Origin of the sequence: Sphingomonas sp. LR60, from assembly GCF_036855935.1 — a bacterium.
In the GTDB taxonomy this organism is placed as follows: Bacteria; Pseudomonadota; Alphaproteobacteria; order Sphingomonadales; family Sphingomonadaceae; genus Sphingomonas.
The window spans coordinates 3058481-3082385 of sequence record NZ_JASPFK010000001.1; the positions used below are offsets into that span (position 1 = coordinate 3058481).

General features: G+C 65.1%; 29 protein-coding genes, 1 tRNA gene and 2 pseudogenes. 17 read left to right on the forward strand and 15 right to left on the reverse strand.

Annotated elements, in window-relative coordinates; translation table 11 throughout:
* Positions 1-2: 2 nt before the first annotated feature.
* The 4 genes and pseudogenes from QP166_RS14350 to QP166_RS14365 form a co-directional block, all read right to left on the reverse strand.
* Positions 3-473 (reverse strand): annotated as a pseudogene (locus QP166_RS14350) (DUF2155 domain-containing protein); the annotation flags it as partial.
* The gene (locus tag QP166_RS14355; RefSeq protein WP_333916526.1) at positions 455-850 is read right to left on the reverse strand and encodes an NADH:ubiquinone oxidoreductase subunit NDUFA12; all 396 of its coding nucleotides are present in this window, start codon (positions 848-850) and stop codon (positions 455-457) included. The gene QP166_RS14355 and the pseudogene QP166_RS14350, both read right to left, overlap by 19 nt.
* Positions 851-898: 48 nt before the next feature.
* On the reverse strand, positions 899-1417 hold the full coding sequence (locus QP166_RS14360; protein WP_333916527.1) for a cold shock domain-containing protein: 519 nt from the start codon (positions 1415-1417) through the stop codon (positions 899-901).
* A gap of 137 nt (positions 1418-1554) precedes the next feature.
* A pseudogene (locus QP166_RS14365) lies at positions 1555-2045 on the reverse strand (regulatory protein RecX).
* A gap of 194 nt (positions 2046-2239) precedes the next feature.
* Between QP166_RS14365 and QP166_RS14370 the strand changes: the two are divergent.
* From QP166_RS14370 to nusG, 7 genes are all read left to right on the forward strand, one after another.
* A complete protein-coding gene (locus QP166_RS14370) occupies positions 2240-4003 on the forward strand; it encodes a fatty acyl-AMP ligase (protein ID WP_333916528.1) in 1764 nt (587 codons plus the stop codon).
* 332 nt (positions 4004-4335) lie between these two features.
* On the forward strand, positions 4336-6102 hold the full coding sequence (locus tag QP166_RS14375) for a putative bifunctional diguanylate cyclase/phosphodiesterase (RefSeq protein ID WP_443027216.1): 1767 nt from the start codon (positions 4336-4338) through the stop codon (positions 6100-6102).
* Positions 6033-6686 carry an EAL domain-containing protein gene (locus QP166_RS19050; protein ID WP_443027254.1) on the forward strand — a complete coding sequence of 218 codons (654 nt, stop codon included), beginning with the start codon at positions 6033-6035 and terminating at the stop codon, positions 6684-6686. The genes QP166_RS14375 and QP166_RS19050 overlap by 70 nt, the downstream gene beginning before the upstream one ends.
* 59 nt (positions 6687-6745) lie before the next feature.
* Positions 6746-6820 (forward strand) — tRNA-Trp (locus QP166_RS14380).
* A gap of 99 nt (positions 6821-6919) precedes the next feature.
* Positions 6920-7159, forward strand: a complete 240-nt coding sequence (locus QP166_RS14385; RefSeq protein ID WP_333916529.1) for a hypothetical protein — start codon at positions 6920-6922, stop codon at positions 7157-7159.
* Positions 7160-7463: 304 nt separating this feature from the next.
* On the forward strand, positions 7464-7661 hold the full coding sequence (gene secE / locus QP166_RS14390) for a preprotein translocase subunit SecE (RefSeq protein ID WP_184039926.1): 198 nt from the start codon (positions 7464-7466) through the stop codon (positions 7659-7661).
* A gap of 17 nt (positions 7662-7678) precedes the next feature.
* On the forward strand, positions 7679-8215 hold the full coding sequence (gene nusG, locus QP166_RS14395) for a transcription termination/antitermination protein NusG (protein ID WP_022687599.1): 537 nt from the start codon (positions 7679-7681) through the stop codon (positions 8213-8215).
* Positions 8216-8327: 112 nt separating this feature from the next.
* On the opposite strand, the gene QP166_RS14400 is transcribed toward nusG, so the two are convergent.
* Both QP166_RS14400 and QP166_RS14405 read right to left on the reverse strand, forming a co-directional pair.
* Complete coding sequence (locus tag QP166_RS14400) at positions 8328-8681, reverse strand: helix-turn-helix domain-containing protein (protein WP_333916530.1); 354 nt, start codon at positions 8679-8681, stop codon at positions 8328-8330.
* Positions 8582-9268, reverse strand: a complete 687-nt coding sequence (locus tag QP166_RS14405) for a hypothetical protein (RefSeq protein ID WP_333916531.1) — start codon at positions 9266-9268, stop codon at positions 8582-8584. The genes QP166_RS14400 and QP166_RS14405 overlap by 100 nt, the downstream gene beginning before the upstream one ends.
* A 263-nt stretch (positions 9269-9531) precedes the next feature.
* On the opposite strand from QP166_RS14405, the gene rplK reads away from it, so the two are divergent.
* From rplK to dapF, 5 genes are all read left to right on the forward strand, one after another.
* Positions 9532-9963 carry a 50S ribosomal protein L11 gene (gene rplK, locus QP166_RS14410; RefSeq protein WP_333916532.1) on the forward strand — a complete coding sequence of 144 codons (432 nt, stop codon included), beginning with the start codon at positions 9532-9534 and terminating at the stop codon, positions 9961-9963.
* Position 9964: 1 nt separating this feature from the next.
* Entirely contained in the window at positions 9965-10657 is a 693-nt protein-coding gene (gene rplA, locus QP166_RS14415) for a 50S ribosomal protein L1 (RefSeq protein ID WP_159761126.1), read from the forward strand.
* A gap of 343 nt (positions 10658-11000) precedes the next feature.
* On the forward strand, positions 11001-12164 hold the full coding sequence (locus QP166_RS14420; protein WP_333916533.1) for an alpha-hydroxy-acid oxidizing protein: 1164 nt from the start codon (positions 11001-11003) through the stop codon (positions 12162-12164).
* Positions 12165-12229: 65 nt separating this feature from the next.
* Positions 12230-12682, forward strand: coding sequence for a DUF6456 domain-containing protein (locus tag QP166_RS14425; protein WP_333916534.1), 453 nt, complete (start codon positions 12230-12232; stop codon positions 12680-12682).
* A gap of 40 nt (positions 12683-12722) precedes the next feature.
* Positions 12723-13667 carry a diaminopimelate epimerase gene (dapF, locus tag QP166_RS14430; protein WP_333916535.1) on the forward strand — a complete coding sequence of 315 codons (945 nt, stop codon included), beginning with the start codon at positions 12723-12725 and terminating at the stop codon, positions 13665-13667.
* A gap of 272 nt (positions 13668-13939) precedes the next feature.
* On the opposite strand, the gene QP166_RS14435 is transcribed toward dapF, so the two are convergent.
* The 7 genes from QP166_RS14435 to QP166_RS14465 form a co-directional block, all read right to left on the reverse strand.
* Positions 13940-14905 (reverse strand): GGDEF domain-containing protein, encoded by a 966-nt coding sequence (locus QP166_RS14435; RefSeq protein WP_333916536.1) that lies wholly within the window; start codon positions 14903-14905, stop codon positions 13940-13942.
* A gap of 139 nt (positions 14906-15044) precedes the next feature.
* Entirely contained in the window at positions 15045-16328 is a 1284-nt protein-coding gene (locus tag QP166_RS14440) for an HD-GYP domain-containing protein (protein WP_333916537.1), read from the reverse strand.
* Between the two features lie 304 nt (positions 16329-16632).
* Positions 16633-16869, reverse strand: a complete 237-nt coding sequence (locus QP166_RS14445; protein WP_333916538.1) for a helix-turn-helix transcriptional regulator — start codon at positions 16867-16869, stop codon at positions 16633-16635.
* Between the two features lie 217 nt (positions 16870-17086).
* On the reverse strand, positions 17087-17275 hold the full coding sequence (locus QP166_RS14450) for a hypothetical protein (protein WP_333916539.1): 189 nt from the start codon (positions 17273-17275) through the stop codon (positions 17087-17089).
* Positions 17272-17622 carry a hypothetical protein gene (locus QP166_RS14455; protein WP_333916540.1) on the reverse strand — a complete coding sequence of 117 codons (351 nt, stop codon included), beginning with the start codon at positions 17620-17622 and terminating at the stop codon, positions 17272-17274. Before QP166_RS14455 ends, QP166_RS14450 begins: the two co-directional genes overlap by 4 nt.
* 94 nt (positions 17623-17716) lie before the next feature.
* Positions 17717-18202 carry a hypothetical protein gene (locus QP166_RS14460; protein WP_333916541.1) on the reverse strand — a complete coding sequence of 162 codons (486 nt, stop codon included), beginning with the start codon at positions 18200-18202 and terminating at the stop codon, positions 17717-17719.
* 219 nt (positions 18203-18421) lie between these two features.
* Positions 18422-18709, reverse strand: coding sequence for a transcriptional regulator (locus QP166_RS14465; RefSeq protein WP_333916542.1), 288 nt, complete (start codon positions 18707-18709; stop codon positions 18422-18424).
* Between the two features lie 89 nt (positions 18710-18798).
* Between QP166_RS14465 and QP166_RS14470 the strand changes: the two genes are divergently transcribed.
* The 5 genes from QP166_RS14470 to QP166_RS14490 all read left to right on the forward strand — a co-directional run bounded on the left by QP166_RS14470 (position 18799) and on the right by QP166_RS14490 (position 22795).
* Positions 18799-19137, forward strand: coding sequence for a helix-turn-helix domain-containing protein (locus tag QP166_RS14470; RefSeq protein WP_333916543.1), 339 nt, complete (start codon positions 18799-18801; stop codon positions 19135-19137).
* A gap of 295 nt (positions 19138-19432) precedes the next feature.
* Positions 19433-19684, forward strand: a complete 252-nt coding sequence (locus QP166_RS14475; protein ID WP_333916544.1) for a hypothetical protein — start codon at positions 19433-19435, stop codon at positions 19682-19684.
* 483 nt (positions 19685-20167) lie between these two features.
* Positions 20168-20512, forward strand: coding sequence for a hypothetical protein (locus QP166_RS14480; protein ID WP_333916545.1), 345 nt, complete (start codon positions 20168-20170; stop codon positions 20510-20512).
* Positions 20500-21870, forward strand: a complete 1371-nt coding sequence (locus tag QP166_RS14485; protein ID WP_333916546.1) for an NACHT domain-containing protein — start codon at positions 20500-20502, stop codon at positions 21868-21870. Before QP166_RS14480 ends, QP166_RS14485 begins: the two co-directional genes overlap by 13 nt.
* Positions 21871-22018: 148 nt before the next feature.
* Positions 22019-22795 (forward strand): hypothetical protein, encoded by a 777-nt coding sequence (locus QP166_RS14490; RefSeq protein WP_333916547.1) that lies wholly within the window; start codon positions 22019-22021, stop codon positions 22793-22795.
* A gap of 49 nt (positions 22796-22844) precedes the next feature.
* Here QP166_RS14490 and QP166_RS14495 read toward each other — a convergent pair whose 3' ends face one another.
* Complete coding sequence (locus tag QP166_RS14495) at positions 22845-23369, reverse strand: hypothetical protein (protein WP_333916548.1); 525 nt, start codon at positions 23367-23369, stop codon at positions 22845-22847.
* Between the two features lie 9 nt (positions 23370-23378).
* The gene (locus tag QP166_RS14500) at positions 23379-23582 is read right to left on the reverse strand and encodes a hypothetical protein (RefSeq protein WP_333916549.1); all 204 of its coding nucleotides are present in this window, start codon (positions 23580-23582) and stop codon (positions 23379-23381) included.
* Between the last annotated feature and the right edge of the window lie 323 nt (positions 23583-23905).

A 23905-nucleotide genomic window follows, 5' to 3' on the forward strand; every position in this document is an offset into this window, starting at 1 on the left:
TCCTTGTAGAGCCAGCCCGAAAACACGCGTCGCCAATGCGAGTCCGCACCGCGGACGTCGAGCTGGACGAACGCACCGGTCAATTGCACGGGCTCCCACGGCGCGGTCTGTTCGCAGGCCCGCAATCGTACGATCACGTCGCCGACGCGTCCGGCCTGGCCGGGGCGGAGCGTCAGCTCGCGGCTGACGCCGTTGCGCTTGTTGAGCAGCCCCAGCACCGCGACGCGCTGCGCCATCGGCGTGGTGCCGGCATCGACGGCAGCCTCCTGCGCATCGTCGCGCACCTCGTCGGCGGCGGGGGACGGCGCGGCGTCGGGCAGCGTCTCCGGCACCGCCTTGCTCACGATCGGTGCGTCGGGCGCTGGCGCGCGCGCGTTGGGGCGGAGGCTCAGCCCCGCCCAGGTCACCCCAGCTGCCGCCACCAGAACCAGCCCGCCGATCGCGAGCGGACGCTTCACGCGTCGGGGCTCCATGCCTCGTAATCGCCGGTCGCGGCGGCACGGTGTCCGCCCTTCTCCAGCGCACCTTGCGGGCGATAGGCGAAGGCGGTGCCGGTCATGTTCGGCACGGCAGGCTTTTCCCACTGCCGCGGCGCGGGCAGCACGTCGGTGGGCACACCGTCGAGTTGGCGGTGAAGCCAGCCATACCATTCCGGCGGTACGCGGCTGACGTCGTTCGCGCCCGCGTAGATCACCCAGCGGCGCGGCTCGCCCGCGGTATCGCGGCCACCCTCCCAATAGGTGTTGCCGAGATAATCCTCGCCAACCTGACGCTTGCCGCGCAGGCCGTAGAAGATGGTGCCCCAGCTTGCGCCGTTCCACCAGGTGAAGGGGTTGAGATTGATGCCCATCGTGGCGCCTCGCTTACCCGCGTGCGCCCGCCCGTTCAATGCCCCGATTCACTCGGCCGGCGCGACGCCCACCGCAAGCGGCCCCTTGCGCCCCTGCACCACCCGCGCGCGCAACCGTTGCTCAGGCTCGACATCCGCGATCCCGGCGCGGCGCAACGTCTCCATATGGACGAAGATGTCGCCCGGCCGCGCGAGCGCGACCAGAAAGCCATAGCCCTTGATGCGGTTGAACCATTTGACGCTGACGTCTTCCCACTGCGCCTGAGCGGCGGCATCGTCGGGCGTGAGTTCGGGGACCAGTCGCTCCCGATCGCGGTCGCGCACCGTTTCGGTCGCGGCGGCCAGATCAAGCGCGGAGATTTCGGTCGCCTGCCACCCACGCGGCCCCTGCGCGGCCAGCCCCTCCAACCGCGTCCCCTCGGGCAGGGTGCGGCGGCCGTATGCTTGCAAGACGCTGAAATGGAGCAGCACGTCGCCCATCGCCGCGTCGTCGGGAACGATGAAGCCGAAGCCGCGCGTGGCATCGAACCATTTCAGCACGCCCGACAGCGCGACGCCCGGCGACACGCTCTCGGTCGTTCCGGCGTGGGATTCAACGCCTTCGCTCGATGTGCCAGGCCCGTCGTGCACGTCGCGTCCAGCCCCTTTTCATGCCCGGATCACATCGGTGCACTGCACCATGAGCGAAAGCAAGTCGGGATATGTCAGTCTATTTCGGGAATCTCTCCCGGTGCGCTATCCACCACGCGCCGCGCGGTCTGTGAATCATGGCCGGCCCGCAACAATGCGGCCAGGTGCCGCTCGCGCTCACGGGGGTCGGCACGCGCGGCGGCGAACGGCCCGATCCGCTTGCGTCGCGCGAGCCGCAACGCACTTTCTAGAGCGGCGGCGCGCGCTTCCTCGACCGCCGGCGCGCGATCTTCCTCCTCGAGCCCGGCCGCGCGCAGCGTTTCGGCAACCCGCCGCGCCCCGTAGCCACGCCGCGCCAGCGACGCGCCTTTTGCTCGGCGAAGCTGCGATCGTCGACATAGCCAGCGTCGGCCATCCGCTGCGCCACCGCACGCGGATCGACCGGCACGCCGTCCCAGCCCCGCTCGCGTATCTTGCGCGCGAGATAATCGGCCAGCTTACCGCGCGAGGTCGCGAACCGCTCGACATAGCGCAGCGCCAGCCGCTCCAACGCGGCTGCGTCCAACGGGGCGGTGCGCGGCGCGACGTGCGCGACGTGCGCGACGTGGAGCGGGTCGCAGAGGAGGGTGTCAGGGCCACGCCTTGATTGTGCCACACTGACCGTGGATCCTAATGCTCAAAATTTTAATATCTCCGGCAAACCGCCATTTTTGCCGGTCAACCATTGCGCACGCATGACAGGTGCGACAGGAACACAGGATGACGATCGACCTCGCCACGAAGACCGCCCCCGCGACGGTTGCGCCGACGGCAACCCCGACCGAGGACCGGCTGCCGCGCCGCTTCTCGGATTTCGCGACGCTGGGCGAGGCACTCGATTACGCCGCCTCCGGCGTGCGCGGGCTCAACTTCCACGACGCACGCGGTACCTTGGTACGCAGCTACCCCTTCGCTCAGCTTCGCGCCGATGCTCATGATGCGGCGCTGCGGCTGATCGCCGCCGGTGTCGCGCCGGGCGATCGCGTCGCGCTGATCGCCGAGACGAGTGCCGAGTTCGGCGCGCTGTTCTTCGGTACGGTGCTGGCCGGGGCGTGGCCGGTGCCCTTGCCGCTGCCGACCTCGTTCGGTGGACGTGAATCCTATATCGATCAGCTGCGTGTCCAGCTGGCGAGCTGCGATCCGAAGCTGCTGATCTACCCGGAGGAGCTGGCGCAGATGGCCGGTGCCGCCGCCGAGGCATCGGGCGTGACCGGAGCCGATTGGGTCGAGTTCGCGACACGCGCCGCGCCGCCCGTGGCGCTGCCCGGCGCCGATGCCGACGACGTGTGCTACCTGCAATATTCGAGCGGGTCGACGCGCTTCCCGCACGGCGTCGCGGTGACGCACCGTGCCTTGCTCAGCAATCTCGCGGCGCACGCGCACGGGATGCAGATCGCCGAAACCGATCGCTGCATCTCGTGGCTGCCGTGGTATCACGACATGGGGCTGGTCGGCTGCTTCCTGTCGCCGCTCGCCAATCAGGTGTCGACCGATTACCTGAAGACCGAGGATTTCGCGCGGCGTCCGCTGTCATGGCTCGACCTCATCAGCCGCAATCAGGGCACATCGCTCAGCTATTCGCCGACGTTCGGCTATGACATTTGCGCGCGCCGCATCTCGTCGCAGACCAAGGCGTCGGATCGCTTCGACCTGTCGCGCTGGCGCGTCGCGGGCAATGGAGCGGACATGATCCGCCCGGACGTGATGCAGGCGTTCGTCGACGCCTTCGCCGACGCCGGCTTCCAGGCGACCGCCTTCCTGCCCAGCTATGGCCTTGCCGAAGCGACGCTCGCCGTGTCGCTGATGCCGGTCGGCGAAGGCATTCGCGTCGAGCTGGTCGAGGAGACCGAACTGTCGGGGATGCACCATGGCGAGGACCGCCCGCAGCGGTATCGCGCGATCGTGAACTGCGGCAAGGCGGTGCGCGACATGGAAATCCAGGTTCGCGAGGAAGACGGCACCCCGCTGCCCGACGGCGCGATCGGCAAGGTGTGGTGCCGCGGGCCGAGCGTGATGGTCGGCTATTTCCGCGATCAGGCCTCGACCGACGCCTGTCTGGTCGACGGTTGGCTCGATACCGGCGACATGGGATATATGTCGGACGGCTATATCTTCATCGTCGGCCGCGCCAAGGACATGATCATCATCAACGGCCGCAACCACTGGCCGCAGGATATCGAATGGGCGGTCGAGCAGTTGCCCGGCTTCAAGGCCGGCGACATCGCCGCCTTCGCGATCACCACGCCCGGTGGCGAGGAAACGCCCGCGGTGCTGGTGCAATGCCGTAGCTCCGACGAGGCCGAGCGTGTCCGGTTGCGCGACGAGATCCGTGACCGCGTGCGGTCGGTGACGGGCATGAATTGCGTCGTCGAACTGATCCCGCCGCGTACACTGCCGCGCACCAGCTCGGGCAAGCTGAGCCGTGCCAAGGCGCGCAACCTGTACCTGGCGGGCGAGATCAAGCCGTACGATCTGGCGGCCTGATCGGAGACGCGGGTTCGATCCGCGAACTCGCGACCCCGGGACACTGTCGGCACTAAGTGAGGGCTGAGGAGACGGCCGCCGGTTTCGTCTCAGCGCGAGCGGCCTCGAATGATGCCCGGCCCTTTACGAGACCTATGCGGAAGTCCGGAAGTCGTCCTCGATGCTCAGTCATCCCAGACGTGTTCCGGGGTCCACTGATCCGCGAAGCCACCGGCTGACGCGTTTGCGGAACGGTGGATGCCGGAACACGTCCGGCATGACGTATGAGTTCGCACAAGTCTCGCCCTTCACGGGCAACGCTTCGTCAACCAGCGCGCGTGTAGGTTGGCCCGGTGACCACCTTTTCCGCCTCGCCGCTCGCGCATCAACCGCCGCTTTCCGCGCTGTTCGGGCTGAGCAATGGCGACGATCCCGACCTTTGGGGACGGATCCGTGCCGCGCAGTTGCTCGCGGTGCGGCAGCGCGCGCTGTTGTTGCTGGCGGCGAACCTGACCGGCGCCGCACTGGTCGTCATGTTGCTCGAGGCCTGCGTGCCGGCGCTGTGGCTGACGATCTGGCTGATCGCGATCGGTGTGGGCTCGGTGATAACCACCGTCCGGCGGCTGGGCAGCCCGAAAAAGGCCGGCGGCTATGCCGATCTCGCCGCACTGCGCGCACCGGTCGTCGAAGCCGGCGTGATGGCGCTGATGTGGTGCGTCGTGCCGTTGCTGTTCGGCGCGCACCTCCACGTCGCCACGGTGCTGGCGATGCACGTCGTGCTCGCGGTGCTGATGGCGGCCTATGCGATGGCGACCGTCTCGGTGCCGCTGGCGACGATCGTGTTCATCGGCGGGACCACATTGACGGGCGCGGTCGCCTTGCTCGTCACCGGCCATGCCGCGGTCGCGCTCGCCGACCTGCTGTTTGCCGCGTTGCTCTGCATCGGCACCTTCGATCGTGCGCGCGCGCTGGCGATGCTGCATGCCGGGGGAGTAACGCTCGCCGAGCGGGACGGAACGATCGGGTTGTTGCTACGCGACTTCGACGAATTCTCGCCCGACTGGTTGTGGCAGACCGATGCATCGCGCCGGATCGTCCAGCCGAGCGCGCGCTTCGCCGCGGCCTGCGGCGTCGAGCGTGGCGAGCTGGAAGGGCGTCCCCTGCTGGAGGTGCTGGCCGGCGCGGGCTGGGACAGCGGACAGGTCGCGCCGGTGCTCCGCGAACTTGCGATGCGGCTGCGCAATCGTGAGGCGATCCGCGACCTTACCCTGCCGATTACGGTAACGGGCGAACAACGCTGGTGGCGGATCGCCGCCTCGCCGCGGCGCGATGCCGATGGCCATTTCGGCGGCTTCCGCGGCGTCGCCTCCGACGTCACCGAGGAGCGCGCCTCCGCCGAGAAGATCGAGCGGCTCGCCCGCTTCGACACGCTGACCGGCCTCCCCAACCGTCTGTCGGTGAACGAGGCGCTGGCCGAAGCGGTCGCCCATGCAGAGCGCGAACGGGCACGATGCGCACTGATGATGATCGACCTCGATCGCTTCAAGGCGGTCAACGACACGCTCGGCCATCCGGTCGGCGACCGGCTGCTCGGCCGGGTGTCGGAGCGGCTGGCGACTTTGCTCGCCGATCGCGAGATCGTCGGACGGCTGGGCGGAGACGAATTCGCGGTCGTCGTGCGCGACGCTTCCGATCCGCTCCGCGTCGAGCGCTTGGCGCGCGCGATCATCGAGACGCTGTCGCGTCCCTATGAGGTCGATCAGCACACGTTGTATATCGGTGCCTCGGTCGGCGTCGCGACCAGCCCGCGCGACGGGCGCAGCGCCGAAACGCTGATCCGCTCTGCCGACCTGGCGCTGTACCGGTCGAAGGATCAGGGCGGCGGCGTCTTCCACGCCTACGAGCCACAGCTTCATGCCGAGGCAGAGGAGCGCCGCGTGCTCGAAATGGCGCTGCGTCGCGCGCTCGAGAACGAGGAGCTGTCGCTCGACTACCAGCCGGTCGTCGATGCGCGCACCGGCGCGCTGCGCGGGTTCGAGGCGCTGCTGCGCTGGCGGCACCCAAGCTTCGGGCAGATCCCCCGTCCAAGTTCATCCCGATCGCGGAGGAAGCGCGGCTGATCGCGTCGATCGGCGAATGGGTGGTACGGACCGCCTGCGCGGAGGCCGCGGCGTGGCCGGACGGCGTGCACGTCGCGGTCAACGTCTCCCCCGAACAACTCCACAATCCGCAATTCGTGACCATCGTCGCCGAGGCGCTGGGCGACAGCGGCCTGCCCGCACGCCGCCTCGAACTGGAAGTCACCGAAAGCGTGTTCCTGCGGGAGGGCACCGGCGCGACGCGGGTCCTTGGGGATATCCAGGCGCTGGGGGTCGGGCTCAGCCTCGACGATTTCGGCACCGGCTATTCCTCGCTCGGCTATCTCAGCTCCACCCGCTTCTCCTCGATCAAGATCGACCGCAGCTTCGTCCAGACCGCCGCTGCCGGCCGGGTCGAGGCGATCGCGATCATCCGCGCGGTGGTGGCGATGGCCGACAGCCTCGACATGACCACCACTGCCGAGGGCGTGGAAACCGAAGCCGAGTTACGGCTGGTGCAGGAACTTGGCTGTCGCAGCATCCAGGGCTATTATTTCGGACGCCCGCTGCCGGTGGCCGAGGCGCGCGCGCTGACGCTGCGTCATCTTCACACACAGGCTGCGTGACGGCGGTCGAGCAATCGCTTGACGAACGCCGCCAATCCGTTCAACAGCAGCGCCCACACAGGAGTGTAGCTCAGTTGGTAGAGCATCGGTCTCCAAAACCGAGGGCCGTGGGTTCGAGTCCCCCACTCCTGCCAGAAACCTTTTGTAAACCTGGAGCCAATACGCCGCTTGCGTGTTGTGCCGCACAGCGCCATAGCGCGAACTGGGTTTAAGTAACTTAAGGGAGTTCTACCATGCGTTCGATCCTCGCAGGCGCCGCTGCGCTCAGCCTCATCGCCACCCCGGCGTTCGCCGCGAACAGCAACCCGGCCGCCAGCCTGTCGGTCGCGCAGTCGCGCGCCGCTACCCCGTCGGCCAAGAAGAGCGAGCTGGCCGGTGCCGGCCTGTTCGGCGTCATCATCGCCGCCGGCATTGCCGCCATCGGCGTGATCGCGATCGTCAACGACAGCAACGACGACTCCGACAGCAACTGATCGGACGCGCGCGCGGCCCTGCGGGCTGCGTGCGTTTTTCGTTGAAGAGGGTCGGGCGCCATGCGCGCCCGGCCCTTTTTCGTGTCGCAACGGCGGCCGGTCGGGATAGCGGCGGCGCTCTGGTCGGACAGCAAGCTGCCCCGCTTGCCTTTTGTCGAGCACGATCCTATGTCCGATGGCATATCCGACATCGCGGAAGGCTTGCCGACCGCTTCCCGGTTTCGGACCGGGCAGCGGTAGCGATCCTATGCCGGGACTTCATTTACAGGCTCAACCGGGCCAGGGCTCAACGAAGGCGCATTTCGTGGCGAAGACGACTCCGATCGAATTCATCCGTCAGGTGCGGACCGAGACCGCGAAGGTCGTGTGGCCGACCGGGCGCGAAACGGTGATGACCGGCGTGATGGTCGTCATCATGACGACGGTGCTCGCGTTGTTCTTCCTCTCGGTCGATTCGATCTTCAACGCCGTCGTGAAGGCGTTGCTGAGCCTGGCGCAGTAAGGACGGAATTCCAAAAGATGGCGCGCTGGTACATCATCCACGCTTACTCGGGCTTCGAGGGCAAGGTCCGCGATTCGATTATGTCGGAGGCCACGCGGATGGGCCTCGAGCAACTGGTCGAGCAGATCGAGGTGCCCACCGAGACGGTCACCGAAGCGCGCCGCGGAAAGAAGATCGCGGTCGAGCGCAAGTTCATGCCGGGCTACGTCCTCGCCAAGCTGGCGATGAACGACGACGTCTATCACCTCGTCAAGAACACCCCCAAGGTCACGGGCTTCCTCGGTTCGTCGGGCAAGCCGCAGCCGATCTCGGATGCCGAGGCGGCGCGGATGCTCAATTCGAAGGAAGAGGCGGCCGCCGCACCGAAGACCAAGGTCAAGGTCGATTACGAGATCGGCGATGCGGTCAAGGTGCTGGAAGGCCCGTTCGCGAGCTTCAACGGGACGGTCGAGGAACTCGACTTCGACAAGTCGAAGGTCAAGGTCTCGGTCAGCATCTTCGGCCGCGCGACGCCGGTCGAACTCGACTTCGAACAGGTCGAGCGCAGCAAGTAATCCGGCTTAAATCGCCCCGGACTCGATCCGGGGCGCAGCTTCTTGCCGCCCGGTCCACCAAGTTTCGTCATTGCGAGCGTAGCGAAGCAATAACGCATATTCTGGACCGGGCCTAAGCCCCCGCCCCCGCCCCGCTGGCAATCCCCGCCTCGTCGCGCCACGGTGCTGCGACGACATGCGGCGCGAGATCGACGCGCTTGCGTTGCTGGCGCACCTCCAGCCCCGGCGTGAACAGCATCGTCTCCGACCGGCGGAATTGCGCGGGCGTCATGCCGACGAATTGCCGGAACTCGCGATTGAGGTGCGACGCGTCGTAGAAGCGCAGCTCGGCCAGTTCGTCGGCCGTCGGCACCGCCAGTCCGCGCATCACCGCTGCCATATCGAGGAACCGACTGCGGCGCAGCACCGTCTTCGGCAGATGCCCGAAATGCGCGCGCACGGTGCGATCGAGTCGCCGCCCCGACATGCCGACCTCCGCTGCGATCTCAGCAACGGGACGGACGGGATCGATCTCGCGCGATCTCGCTCGAACGTGGCGCTGACCGGATCGGTCGGCGTGGCGCGCACGATCACGCGTTCGAGCACCACCTGCTCCAGCCGCGCAAATGTTTGTTCGTGATCGTAGATGTCCTGGGTCGCCCAGCGCAGCGCCGCACCCCAGTCGCCACCGATCGGAAGCAGCCGGTCCGCCATCTGATCGGCGCTCTCATCGCAGAACGAGAACCACGCGCTCGGCCGAATCATGAACCCCGCCGCGATGATCGGCCCGCGACAACGCACCGCAAACCGCCGCTCCTGCGCCCCAAACAGCATCGGCCCCTCATAGCCGACCCAGCGGTCGTCGATCAGCGTCTCCCACGTGCCGACCACCGGCACGCGGACATAGGCGTTCTCATGGAGCAGGAAATCGTCGAGCAACGCATCGGCGGGACGCTCGATGATCGTCACGAAGAAGCGCGCGATATGGTCGGCGAGCGCGGCAGTGGGTGTGCGACTCAGCGACAGCGGCGCGCCGCCGAGAGATGCACCAGTACGCGGAATCGCCCCACCCATGATTTGTGGCTACGACAACCAAGGCCGATGCGGCAGCGAAACCTCACCTGCATTAGTTTATGTCATGTCGGTGTGTCCTCTACGCCACGGGTCGATGGCACATGCCGGTTGCGTGATCAGCGTTGATCCGCTAACGGCGCACGCTTCCCTGTCATCATCGACCTGGAACTGCGGGAGGGTGTCGCTTTGGCGGCGCCCAGACGAACCGCTAGACTTGAACCGGGCGCAACGGCGACGACGCGCCCCGTAACAGAGTGAGACGCATGGCAAAGAAGATCACAGGCTATATTAAGCTGCAGGTCCCGGCCGGTTCCGCCAACCCCTCGCCGCCGATCGGTCCGGCGCTGGGTCAGCGTGGCGTGAACATCATGGAATTCTGCAAGGCGTTCAACGCACAGACCGCGGAAATGGAAAAGGGTTCGCCCCTCCCCACCGTCATCACCGTCTATGCCGACCGCTCCTTCTCGTTCGTGACGAAGACGCCGCCGGCGACCTTCCTCATCAAGAAGGCGGCGAACCTGAAGTCGGGCTCGAAGGAGCCGGGCAAGGTTTCGGCGGGCAAGATCAAGCGGTCGCAGCTGGTCGAGGTCGCGCAGGCGAAGATGAAGGATCTGAACGCCAACGACATCGAGGCAGCGACCAAGATCATCGAAGGCTCGGCCCGCGCAATGGGCCTCGAAGTGGTGGAGGGCTGAGATCATGGCATTGAGCAAGAAGCAGAAGGCCATCACGATCGATCGTGAAAAGCTGCACGGCGTCGACGAGGCGATCGCGCTGGCGAAGTCGGGGGCGACCTCGAAGTTCGACGAGACGATCGAAGTCGCGCTGAACCTGGGCGTCGATCCGCGTCACGCCGACCAGATGGTCCGCGGCGTCGTCACGTTGCCCGCAGGCACCGGCAAGACGGTGCGCGTCGGCGTGTTCGCGCGCGGTGCGAAGGCCGACGAGGCGCGCGCTGCCGGTGCGGACGTCGTCGGTGCCGAAGACCTGATGGAGACCATCCAAGGCGGCACGATCGACTTCGATCGCTGCATCGCGACCCCGGACATGATGGGCGTCGTCGGCCGCCTCGGTAAGGTGCTGGGCCCCAAGGGCCTGATGCCGAACCCGAAGCTGGGCACGGTCACCATGAACGTCGCGGAAGCCGTCAAGGCAGCCAAGGGCGGTCAGGTCGAGTATCGCGTCGAGAAGGCGGGCATTATCCACTCGGGCATCGGCAAGGCGTCGTTCGCGCAGGAAGACCTGCGTCGCAACTTCGACGCGCTGGTCGACGCGGTGGTGAAGGCCAAGCCGTCGGGCGCCAAGGGCAAGTATGTTCGCAAGGTCGCCGTCAGCTCGACAATGGGCCCGGGCATCAAGGTCGACACCGCGGAAGTCGCGGGGGCGTAAGCCCGACGCGACGAAGGTGGTGAGAAAAGCCGGCGTGCTCGCAAGAGCGCGCCGGCTTTTTCGTGTCTGCTTTGGACACACTGGGGTTTGAGTATGAAGCGACCGCATCAACGAAGGCAACAGACATAGGCCCCTGCCTTCGCAGGGGCGACGTTGCCTCAATCAGGCGTCGCCCCTGCGCAGGCAGGGGCCCATGTCTGTGTCGTCCCGCAAGACGCCGCCGCTACCGCGACGTGGAGTGGCCGGACCGGAAAAACCCCGCCTTTCCAACGCTCCTTCCGCCGCATCCCCATCGACAAGCCTGCCGCCGACCGGCACTCTCCGTCGCCATACGGAGAGGATCATGCCGCATTACGGCGACTATCAGAACGCGATCTATTTCGCGGGCCTGTCGGGAATCGTGCCGGAGTGGCCGGTCGATCACGCCGGGCTGCGCGCGCGCGCCGAGGCGCATTGGTCGCCATCGGTGCGCGACTATGTTCAGGGCGGCTGCGGGGACGAGCGGACGCAGGAGGTGAACGCCACCGCCTTCGCGCATTGGGGCATGGTCCCGCGGATGATGGTCGACACCGCAACCCGCGATTTATCCACGACATTGTTCGGGCGCCGGCTGCCTTCCCCGTTGTTCATGGCCCCGATCGGGGTCAACGGCATCTGCACCGATGACGGACATGGCGATCTCGCCGCGGCGCGGGCGTCGGCGGAAACCGGGGTGCCGTTCTGTGCGTCGACGCTCGGCAACGATCCGCTGGAGGCGGTGCGCGTCGCGTGCGGAGAAACTCCGACGCTTTTTCAACTCTATACCTCGCGCAACGACGATGTCGTCGCCAGCATCGTCGCGCGGGCCGAGGCGGCTGGTTATGCGGCACTGGTGGTGACGCTCGACACCTGGGTGACCGGCTGGCGGCCACGCGACCTCAATACCGGCAACTTCCCGCAACTGCGCGGGCACGTCCTGGCTAACTACTTCGGAGACCCCGCCTTTCGTGCGTTGCTCGCCCGACCGCCCGAAGACGATCCGCAAACGGCCGTCGCGACGTGGGCGGCGACGTTCGGGCGCGTGCTGACGTGGGACGACATGGCGTGGCTGCGCTCGCTGACCAAGTTGCCGATCGTTCTCAAGGGCATCTGCCACCCCGACGACGCGCGGCGCGCGATCGATGGCGGCGCGGACGGCATCTACGTCTCCAACCACGGCGGGCGACAGGCGAATGGCGGGATCGCCGCGATCGATCTGTTGCCCGCGGTCGCCGAGGTGGTGGCGAGCCGGGTGCCGGTGCTGTTCGACAGCGGCGTGCGCTCCGGGACCGACCTGATCAAGGCGGTCGCACTCGGTGCCGATTTTGTCGGCCTCGGGCGCCCTTATTGCTACGGATTAGCACTGGGTGGCGCGGTCGGGTGCGCGCACGTACTCAAATGCGTACTCGCCGAGGCCGATCTGTTGATGGCGGTGAACGGTTGGCCGACCTTGTCCATGGTTCGCGAGGCCGGCGCCCGGCGACTCTGAAACCCGCTGTCCTACATCCTCCAACATCTGCCAGCCCGATCGCATCGAACGGCACGGAGCAGATGATGCAGGAACTGGTGGAGCAGACGATCGATGCGCACGGGCGGCGCGGCACCGGCGGCGGGCGGCGCGTCACCGTCAACCGCCGCGAATCACCGCTCGCGTGGCTCGCCGCGCGGCGACTGGTGACCGCGCGCCAGAACGAGGCGGGCGAGCGGTTGCAGGGTGATTACGAGCGCGCCGCCCTCGGCCCGGCGGTGACGATGCGCTGGACGCTGCGCGTCGATGGCGGCGGAGAGCGTGCCGATCCGGCAGTCGCGCAGCTCGCCGCCAAGCGCCGCTTCGACGCCGCGATCGCTGCGGTCGGCCCCGGCCTGTCGGATGTGCTGTGGCGTGTGGTGTGCGCAGGCGAGACGCTGCCCGACAGCGAACGCGCGCTCGGCTGGCCGACGCGTAGCGGGCAACTGGTGCTGACGCTCGCACTCGATCGCCTGGCCGATCATTACGGCCTGCGCTGACCCTCTTGCTGCGCGCGCGCCGCGTCCGCAGATAGGGTCGATGGACATCAGTTTCACCAAATGCCACGGTTCGGGCAACGACTTCCCGCTGGTCGACGGGCGCACGCTGACGCTGTCGGAGCCGGAATGGGCGCAACTGGCGCGCGCGCTCGCCGATCGCAGCGGGCCGGTCGGCGGCGATGGCCTGCTGGTGCTGACCGACGGCGACGCGCAGGCGGCGTTCGGGATGCGGATGTTCAACAGCGACGGATCGGAGGCGGAGACATGCCTCAACGGCCTGCGCTGCGTCGCGCGTGCGGGCTTTGAGGCGCTCGGGATCGGGCGCGCGACCGCGAAGCTCAAGACCAGCCATGCCGCGGTCGCGCACGCCACGCCGCTCGCCGAGCATGTCTATACCATCGAAGAGACCGCGGGGCCGGCGACGCTCGACCTCGCGCGCTGGCCGCTGACCGGTGCGGGTGAGCGGCTGATCGACGCCCCGCTCGCGACATTGCCGGGAGTGCGGCGTTTTACCGCGGTCGCGATGCCCAACCCGCATCTGGTGACGTTCGTCGACTCGGTCGCCGAGGACGAACTGGTCGCGATCGGGAAGATCTGCGAGGCTGCGCCGTCGTGGCTGCCCAACCGGGCCAACGTCTCGTTCGTCGAGGTGCGCGACGCCGATACCTTGTTCGTGCGCACCTTCGAGCGCGGTGTGGGGCTGACCGACAGTTGCGGCAGCGCGATGGCCGCTTCCACCTATGCGGCCTGCCTGACCGGGCGGATCGCGTACGATCATGAGGTGACGGTGCTCAACCGCGGCGGGCTGGTGCGCGCGCGCGCCACCGAGGCCGCAATGGTGACGCTGCATGGCAATGCGACATGGGAATGGGACGGCGTCGTCGCGGTCGATCTGGCGCAGGCGCGGGCGGGCGACCTACGCGTGCTGCGGCACTACGATGCGGAGATCGCGGCATGGGCGCGCGTCGCGGATAGCGTGTGCTGACCTTCGATCGGGTCGTTACACGTTCGTCGGAATGTTGATACGGCGGCCGGCTTCATCGCGACCGCATGGTGACGTGAGGCCGCTTCAAGCCGTCATTGCGAGCGGAGCGAAGCAATCCAGAGCGTCCTGGCTGTGGCCCTGGATTGCTTCGCTGCGCTCGCAATGACGATGCCAGGTACAGGCGAGGTCATCACCGGCTAAGCCCCCGCGTCGCCGGGGTCAGTTCCAAACCGGGTCGATCAAGCGCCGGTAGAGCGGCCGCCCGCCCCTATTCACGCATCGGCGCGGGCGACCTGGTTCTTGCCGCGGTTCTTCGCCGCATAGAGCGCGCGGTCGGCCGCGGTCATCGCATCCTCGTCCGTGGCCTTCGCGACGCCCGCGGAGAAGGTGATGTGCCCGATCGACTCACCGCTCTCCTGATGCACCAGCGAGCGCTGCGACAGGCGCTCGCGCACCTTCTCCAGCGCCGCCACCGCCTGATCGACCGACATGCCAGTGAACAGCAACGAAAACTCTTCGCCGCCGTAGCGGGCCAGCAACACGTCGCGCGGCAGGGCGGCGCGGACGAAGGCGGCGACGAACTTCAGCACGCGATCGCCCGCGGCATGGCCGAACCGGTCGTTGACCTGTTTGAAGTCGTCGATGTCGATCAACGCGACGACTGCCTTGCCGCCCTCGGTGCCGCCGATCGTCGCGCGCAGCCGCTGTTCGAAACTGCGGCGGTTGGGCAGCCCCGTCAGGTGGTCGTGCTCGGCGGCCTGTCGCGCGCGGTGCAGTTCGTTGCGCAGCGCATCGGCTTCCTGCCGCGCATTATGGAGTTGCGCCTCGACCAGCCGCGCCGCCTCGACCGCGGCTTCGGTCAGCCCGATGATCCGCGCGATCGTCGCCTGCGGATCGCTGCTCAACCGACCGGCCTCGACATGCAGCGCATTGCCGAACGTCTCCGCGGAGCCGCGCGACTCGCCGACCGCGGCGAGACAGTCGCCGATCCGCGCCTCCAGCGCGTCGGCGATCCGGCTGAGCGCGCCCGCCTGCGCCGCATCGTTGCGCGCCGCGATTCGCGCGATGCCCGCGTCGGTAAGGCCCTGCCCGCTGCGCAACTGCTCGGCGACCGCCGCCCCCGTCCCCGGATCCTCGCCGGAGACATAGGCGTGGAGCACTTCGTAAGCGCACGGTGACGGCGTCAGCGCGTGCGAGAAGATCAGCGTGCCGATATCGTCGAACAGCCGGCGCAGCACGGCGGTGCGCTGTTGCGAGACACTGCCCGTCGGCGGCGGCGGCGATGCCGGCGGCGGTGGGGAGTCGCGTCGTCGCCACCGAACCAGCCCAGCATCCCGCGACGACGCCGCGACGCGACGGGGATCGAAGACGAGGCGGTCACGACAGGGCTCCCTTCGATGTCGCAGGGCACATGGCGGACGAGTGGCCGTCCAATATCTCGATCTCGAGCGCGTCCCACCGTTCGCCGAACCAGCGCTGCCCGCATTCGGCGCGGTGGATCGGATCGGCCGCGATCGTCGCATTCAGGTCGTAGGGCGCGATGAAGCGCTGCGCCGGAATATCGTAGAAGACGCGGACGCGCGGCTGGGTCGGCTCCTGATCGTTGCCCGCGATCACGATCGCCAGCCGGCTCGATTGGAGCCGCACCAGCCCGCCGACCGGGTGGATGCCGATGCTCTCGATGAAGAGATCGAGCAGTTCGGGGTCGAAATGCCCGCTCCACGAGCGCATCCGCGACAGCGCCTCGCTCGGCGACCACGGCCGCTTGTAGGGACGCTGCGAGGTGACGGCATCATAGACGTCGCAGATCGAACTCATCCGCGCCGCCAGCGACAATTGATCGCCGCGCAGCCCCTTGGGATAGCCGCGGCCATCGCATCGCTCGTGATGGTGGAGGCACACGTCGAGCACCACCTCCGGCAATCCGCGCCCGGCGCTCAACAGCGCATGGCCCTTTTCCGGGTGATGGCGCAGCACCGCCATTTCGGGCGGCTCCAGCTTGCCGGGCTTGTCGAGCAGCGCCTTGGGCACCGCCATCTTGCCGATGTCGTGGAGCAGCCCGGCGAGGCCGAGCGCGCTGACCTCCGCCTCGGGCAGTTTCAGCGTCTGCGCGAAATGGACCAGCAGCGCGGCGACCGCGATCGAATGGACGTAGGTATATTCGTCCTTGGTCTTGAGCCGCGTGACGTTCAGCATCGCGGCGGCGTCGCGCGTCACCGATTCGACGATCCGTTCGGCGATCGGCGCCAGCGCGTCGATGTCGAGCGCGCGGCCCAGGCGAACGTCTTCGAACATCGCCTTCACCACGACCTTCGATGCGTCGACCATCGCCTGTGCGCGCTGCTCATGCGAGATCGGCGTGCGACGGCGGCGCGCAGGGAGGTGTGGCTCTTGAGGATAAGGCGATGCCTCGGGTTCCACCTGCACGGCGTCGACCCCGCCTGCCACCGCCGCGGCGATCGGCTGCGCCGCCGCCGGGCCGAGGCCCTTCGACAGGTCGATCACGATCTCCGCGATCCCGCCCTCGAGCAGCTTCTTGAGGTCCGCGGCCTTGGTGAGCACGAACTGACGACGCCAGAACGGGCTGGCCATCCACCCACCCGCAACGGCGTGTACGAACATGCCGAGCCGCGCATCCTCCGTCTTGATCGTTACCAGCACCGCTCTTCAAGCCCCCTTGATGGAAGGCCTTTGCAGCAGATGTGATTAAGGACCGGTATGGAAGATCAAGAAATCAGGGCAAAATCGCAAAAGCGCCCGACGCGGGAAGGCGCCCGACCGTCATTTGGCGAGATCTTGGCTGGCGAGTTCTTGGCTGGCGACATCGGCCGGGGCGGGCCCGCAGCCCGATGGCCGCGGGTGGTGGAAGGGGCTGCTGCCGGTACATGCTCATGAAACCCTTTAAAATCCGTCATTTTCTTCTGGTCTTGCGTGATCGGTGCCCCCTGCGGTGCCCCCAAGATTGTCACGCTGAGGCACCGGAAAGACGTTCATCCAGCCACTTCGACACGTCGGCTTCCCACCAACCGACCGATCGAGCGGTGAGCTGGATCGGCTTCGGGAAGTCCCCTGCCCCGACCATTCGGTAGATCGAAGTGCGGCTGAGACCGATGGTCGCGATCACGTCCTTGATCCGCAGAAAGCGGCCGTGCGCGGCTGGGCTTCCATCACGCTTTGCCTGAGCAAGCGTCCGGGGGCTCACAGGCCACCGAACATTACGGCGACGCTTGGCCAGCCGAATAGGAAGTGGCCAAGCTGGATGAAGGGCAGCGGCCCAATGAGGCCGGCGATAATCTGCAGCGACACAGCGTTGAGGGGGCTCAGACCCGGCTCGCGTGTCACGGAGGGTGCTCGGAACATCGGAGTGGCGGCGCGCGCGCGATCGTGGCGGCGCGGTGCGGGGGCGGTGACGTGAGGCATCAGCGATCTCCGGGGAAGATCAGCTCGCGCAGGACGGCGAGCGTGACGGCAAAAGCGAGGACCACGACGGCGAGCGCGATGCGCGCCGCGTCGACGAAGAAGAGCAGCAGCAGTGCGATGCCGAGGAGGATCCCGGCTATCGCGAGCGGAAGAGCGAGGTTGTCTCGCTGGTCACGACGAGGCGTCATGCGGCTGCGCGCAGCTTCAGCCGCGCCAGCATGATGGTGATGCCGGCGATCGCGCGGTTGAGATCATGGAGCGCGACGCCGCCGGGGCCGTGAAGGTGTGGAGCGTCGAGGATCACCAGCTCGAGCACGCCGCGTTGCACCAGCAGATCGTCGAGGATCGCAGTGACGACCCGCGCGCGCCCGTTGATGGGGAACTCGCGAAGCGCGAGCCCGGGTCGATTGAGCGCCGCGATCGCGCCCGCGAGATCCGCGATCGCGTCGATGAAGTCGGCGGTATTTGCCACTGCCAGCTCGCCGCGCAGGACGTTCAAGCAGGACCTGGTGGTATCGAGATCGTCGAGGGTCACGGGCGAGTCCTTCGGGCAGCAGAAAGCCGTTCCCGAAAGCACGTAGCGATCAGGTCCGGCGGTTAGGTCGGGGAAGCGGCAGAGGTGGCCGGGTTCAGGAACTGTCGAGCATAGGATCACGAGCGCGATTGAGAGCCTGACGTACAATCGCAATCGCCGCGCCAGTTGCCGCGTCAGACTGCTCGAGCTCACGAAGAGCTGTCGTCAGTGTCTCGAGACTGTTGTTGCTGGGGAGGGTGGCGGCGACCAAGGCGGCAGTTGCCTCGCCGGCCTCCCGCGCATGATCGATCGTTGCACGGCCGATCGCCGCCTCGTCCACGAAGCGCTCGGCACGCGCACAATCCAGCCGACGACCGAGCGCTTCGTAGAGGGGAAAGCCGCGACCGTGCTGGGCGTGAGCCTCAAGGTCGAGCAGCTCGAGATCGCGCGCGGTCAGCTGCTGATCCTTGTCGGGATCGGCGGCCGCGCGAAGGTAGTGGGGTTCCCGGCCTGTTACCTCGGCCGCGCGCTCGATCGTGATCGAGCCCAGCACGAGATACAGGGCATTTTCCATCGTCACGGGGTCGCGCAGCTTGGTCATGCCGACGTTCCCTCAAAGAGTGACGCCGATCGAGATAGACGACCGGCGTCACAGGTTGGACGGTACAGAAATGCGCAGACTGCTTCACCGCTACGGAGATACGGGGGAGGCGCGGTGACTGGCCGGTCTGCAAGCGGCCGATGGGTGAAAGAAATAGGCCCTTGGAGGTCGGGCTGGACGCTCGACGTGGTCCGGTTATCGTTGTTGTCGCATCACCCTTCATCGTGCAGGCGCCAGATAGCTAGGTTCCGCGTGATTGCCGGCCGTCTCGCGAGGGTAGAGGTCGGGACGGAGGTCGTGGCGGCTGATGCCTGTCGCGCCCTCGACCTTGAGAACGTGCTCACCAGGCAAGGGCTTGCCGTTCTTCAGCCAGGCCCAAACGGAAGGCTGGGTAATGCCCAAGAGGCGCGCAGTGGCTGCTTGGCCTCCGAGGTGCTGCACGGCATCTACCAAGGCCTCACTGGCGCAGGACGAGTCTGTTTCCTCTGATGTTTGACATCGTGACACCGCGATTTGTCCCCAATAGGCATGCCTATTGCACTCGACTAAGGTATTCCGGGGTCGCTTGCAATAGGGATGCCTATAACTAGTTCGCCGTGATTATCGGCGATCGAGTCAGAGAGCGGATGAACGCTAGTGAGCTTTCGCAGGCTGAGCTTGCACGGCGGGTTGGCGTGTCGCAGCCGACGATTTATAGCTTGGTTCACAGCAATAAGGTCGGGTCGAAGCATCTGCACAAGATTGCAAGGGTTCTTGGAACAACGCCAGCATACCTATCCGGCGAGACCGACGATCCGCTCTCAGATGCCCCTCCACCTCCTGAGCTCTCGACCGAGGAGATAGAGCTCATCGAGATTTTCCGGCGTTTGCAGCCGGCAATCAAAGGCGCCGCGATGATACTGCTTGGAGGCCTAGTGGATCAGGCTTCCTCTTGATCCAATAGGTAGAGCTATATCAATTTGCGCTGTACCTAGCGATCGGTTTAGACCTGCAAGCACACATACCGGCGCGGGCTGCCGCGCCCTGCTCCATTTCCGGCCAGGGTGCGGGTACGGCGCGGGTACTGGCACGTTTTGACGCTCTGACATGCCAGCCTTCCCGCGGAGTTGTAATGACCGAGGCGGAGGATCTCTCCGCCTCAGCTGCGATCGAGGCACCTGTTAGCTAAGTAACCTGGCTTTTCTTGCTCTATGTGTACAACCGATCCGGACGATCCGTTAAGATTTGCCCGTGGGCAACTTGGCGAACTTACTGAATGTCACGCCAGATGAGCTGCGCGGCCCGGATGCGAGCACGCTGCGTCATGTGGCTTGGATCGCTCGTTCTAAGGCGAAGTCCCTCTTCAATCCCCAGCTTCCTGCAACGCCCCTCGAGGCAGCGGAGGCCGCGCTGCAAGGATTGGCAAACGAATTAGATGAGATCGCTGCTACGATAGAGGCTTGCGGCATCACCTCAGCTTGTGGCGGCAACAGCCCGCGTTGAGCGGGTGCCTGACGGGTACCATCGAGGCCGTTCGCCTCCTCCGCGAAGGGAGAAAGGTGACCGAGGCGGAGGGTCTCTCCGCCGCGCTCATGCTTCGATCATTGGACCAAAATTGAATAGACGCGTGCCACTTTTCCTGTTTGATGGATCTGCAGAAAATCGAGGTATATGACGACTCGTCCGATCCCTGTTCACGTTCTAGTCGACTGGAACAGCGAGCTTCACGCTTTCAAAAATCTTGGTGACAGGGAAAGTCCCGAGGTCGCCCGAAGAATATTGCGGTTACTCTGCCGCAATGTTGGAAAAATGCTTCACGATATTGCAGATGCCCAAGCGTTTTTTCTCCACTTCAGATTTTATAGTGGCTGGCGAATTCAATCTAAGGTTACGCGGAGACGGGATTCTCTCGAGGCGGCAAGGGTTTATGACCCAGCTAACGTTCAAGATCGAGGCTTGGCGGAGTACTCGCCGAGGAGTTCGCAGGTGATCCGCTCCATTGCATTTGGCGATCGACTGCTCGGCGCCCGTGACGATCGACTATGTGGCCCTAGGCTCGACCATCATCTACCTAGCACCTACCAGAAAAGCCGGGACGAGTTATGGGGTGAGAAAATGGTCGATACCGCTTTGATTTCTGACCTCCTACTTCTAGCAATCGAAAACGATGGAAGCTGGCTTGTTGTAGTCGGTCAGGACGCTGACCTGGTCCCAGGAATTCTTACGGCGGAGGGGCTGCTTCATGGTACAGACCGACGTACAATCTATTTTTCCCGTGGGGGCATCAACAACAGCAACCCCAAAATGATGGATCTGGTATGCCGGCGCTGACGCTAATTCTCGACGACCTGATGCCCTTCGCCGATTTCGGCAGCACCGCCGAAGAGGGAGATGGCTCATTCTCACTTTACCGTAACGGCCTTCTGACTGAGGTGGTGCCCACCGAAGCAGGCTACATCGTGCGCACGCCGCAGGAGCCAGAGCAACTCTTGAAGAACGCTGGTGCCTTGCTAGCTAGCAGTCGTTTCGCCGATCTCGGTCGCATCGCTCAGAACCAAGCGGTAGTGCTCGGAGCCGTACGCATGCGCAGCTCGCCAGTCCCGATCACAAGCGAATTGAAGCAGGTGGCCGGCTCAGTCCCGGACTTTATCGCAACAGCCGAACCTTGGAAGGCGCTCGACTCTTGGTTGCAGAACCTGGAGCAAACCAAGCAGGAGGACAGCATCGACCTCCTGCTCATTGACGGGCCCGCGGGCGTCGGAAAGACCACTATCGTCCGGGAAGCTGCTCTTCTACGCGCCGAAAGCTACGATGGATCGCTTCCATTGATAGTGCAGATTGTCAGCCGTGGTCGAGTATTACAAAACATCTCGGATCTAATTGCATTTGCCCTCCAAGACGTGAGAGCAAATCTTACGATTCGTGAGTTAATGGTCCTGATACGACATGGCTTGATCACTCTAGCCATTGACGGCTTTGATGAACTCTCAGATCCTAATGGATTTCAAACAGCCTGGAGCGGCCTGAACACCCTATTTGAAGGCGCGCGCGGCGTTGCCACCATTCTGCTTGCTGGTCGCGAGACATTCATTTCAACTCAAACGATCCAACGACAGCTAACCTCTTTCCGGCCCACGAACGATCGCCTAAGCTCTCTTTCATTAAGTGATCCCTATCCCGAAGCCGCCCGCGCTTGGCTTCTAAATCAGCCGGGTTGGAACGCGGATCTTCTTACCTTAGATTTTGTCGAGCCGATTTTCGTGTCGAAGTCGTACGCTTTACGCCCGTTCTTCCTCGACGTTATCGCACGCGAGCCCGATGCGCTCCGTGACAGCGAGCCGCCAGCTTCAGATCTTTTGACCTATCTGGTTGACGTGATGTCGCGGCGCGAAGCGCAGAAATTCTTCGAAAGCCTTGATCCTCCGAACGGGAACGAAGCAATCAAGGTGTATGGAGAGTATGTAGGCCGCTTCCTTGAGGAAGTGGCCCGCGATCTCGCAGAGAATCAGACCGACGCGCTTGCCGATGATGCCCTTGATCTACTCGCAACAGTCGCTGCTAACGGCTTGCTGCCAGATGATCAAATACCGGCCGTTGTTCAACGCGCCAGAACAATCGTCTTTCTGGCAAACGATGTTCAGCCTGGTCATGTCCGTTTCGCGCATGAGCAGCTCCAGCAGCACTTTTAGCGCGAGAGGCGCTCCGCTCCGTCGGCGCTGGAGAGATACCGCGTTACGTGCGACGCAACCTCTTCGGCCGCGAGTCGCTGGAGGTTTTTGGCCATGTCGCGAAGGGAAGGCCGAACGACGCTATTTGCTTTTGGAAGCTGCTCGGAGAGTGATTGCCGCGCCGTCGCGCGATCGGACTGCAACAAATTTATCGGTTCTAGCTGTCGCGGCAGCTTGCGGAGCTTCTCCTGATGATGCCTCTTTGCACATTCGAGATGTCGGCATCAGTGAGGTGCACTTCCCATTTTCACCGCCGACAGGCATCACCTTTAAGGACACGGTGATAAGCATCTTGCACGCCTCTGGCGTTGATTTGACAGCCGTGACCTTCGATAACGGGGTTAACATCGCGACCCTTGAGATGGATCGGCAAACCCTCCTTCCGTCATCATTTCCTCAACCTCAGCTAATAGAAACTGGCGATCGAACGATAGCCGATCAACGTGAAATAAAGCAGATGCTCAACCCTGATGTTGCTGCAGAACAGAGCAACGAGCTAGAATGGTCAAATGGCATGACTGAGCTTCTCGGCAGGGTCGAACGGTATCGCCCGTTTTGGTTGCGCACCAACATCGAGGACACGGATCCGCAGGGGCGGCGCATCATTTCGCACGGAGACTGGCCGGCCCTGTACGAGGCCCTAAAGCAGCTCGATCTTGTTACAATCAGGTCACGTCAAGCGGCTGGAGTCCGAGCCGACTTCGTCCACTTCAAGCAAGATGTTAAGTTGTCCGTGTATGAGGAGCTTCACGCGCTTTTTAATGATGACTGTGCGGAGAGAGCATCGCCAACTAATCAGGCGTTAACTGCTGTCGCGCGAACACAAGCGGGTATTGATCGGGTACAATCACGACCTTTCACCCGATTTGTCGAGGACAAATTGTGAGCGCGGCGGAGGGTTCCTCCGCCCTATTCGGAGCGCTGGCCGAGGCCACTCACCGAAACTGCGCCCATACCGAATGGCCGCGCTTGATCAGCGCCGCCACGATCCAGCCATGGGCGAAGTGGGTCTCATGCGCTGGGTTTGTCTTCGCCGACACCGCCTCCTCCCAGAACCGCACCAGCAACGTCCGATCAGTGAGGAACGGCCGCAGCACGCGTAGCGCCAGACGCACCGCTGGCGTCGACGCGTCATGCTGGCTTGCGCAGCACGCGGCATCCTTAAGCACGGTGAGCGCGAGGTTGATGACCAGCGTCTCGGCCCGGCGCGTGCGCAGCTCGCGGTCCGTACCGCCGAATGGGATGATCCCGATCGTCACGGCTGTGCGCTCGGGCGAGCATTTCCAGCACCAAGCGTCGCGCAGGAACACTTGCCAGTCGAGCGACTGGCGTTGGAAGCTGCGCTCGCGGATTAACTCCTCGAGGTCGCGTACCTTGACCGTCCCGCAGGCGGCGCAGGTCTGGCTGATCGATCCATGAATTCTACGGACGTCGTAGAGCGTCTTGGGCTGGCCGACCACATCCGCAGGTTACGCGAGCGCCGGCAACGGCAATTGCTCACCGCGCACCAGCAGCACCGCGCGCGCCTGCATCGCGGCGTCGACCGCCTGGCGGTAGTGCACGGTCGCGCAGCGCTCGGCCTCGTCGAAGCCGATCGGCGACCAATCCTCGCTGGGATAGCAGGCGTCGTAGATCGCGCGCGCGGCTGCACGCAGCAGGAGGTCGTGCTCCATGCCAAAGCTCCTTCGATGTCAATGCGCCGGCAATCGGCGATGCGGCAAGCTACGCTGATCGCCGTGTGATTCGCAAGAACATTGAGGGAACAAAGGTTCGAGGTCAACGCGGTCTGGTGGCGGCGCCTAGTGTCCGATACGGAATGGCGCGCGCCGCGCGGCTGGGCAGCGAGGCGGGTAACGGGCGGGTACATCGGGCCTGAAATTGCTTCCCATGCCCTGGGCAGAAGACGACCGAGGCGGAGCGATCCTTCGCGTCAATGATCGCGATTGGTGGATTACGGACTAGTCGATTGAGATTTCACGGCTGCATTCCCAGCCGT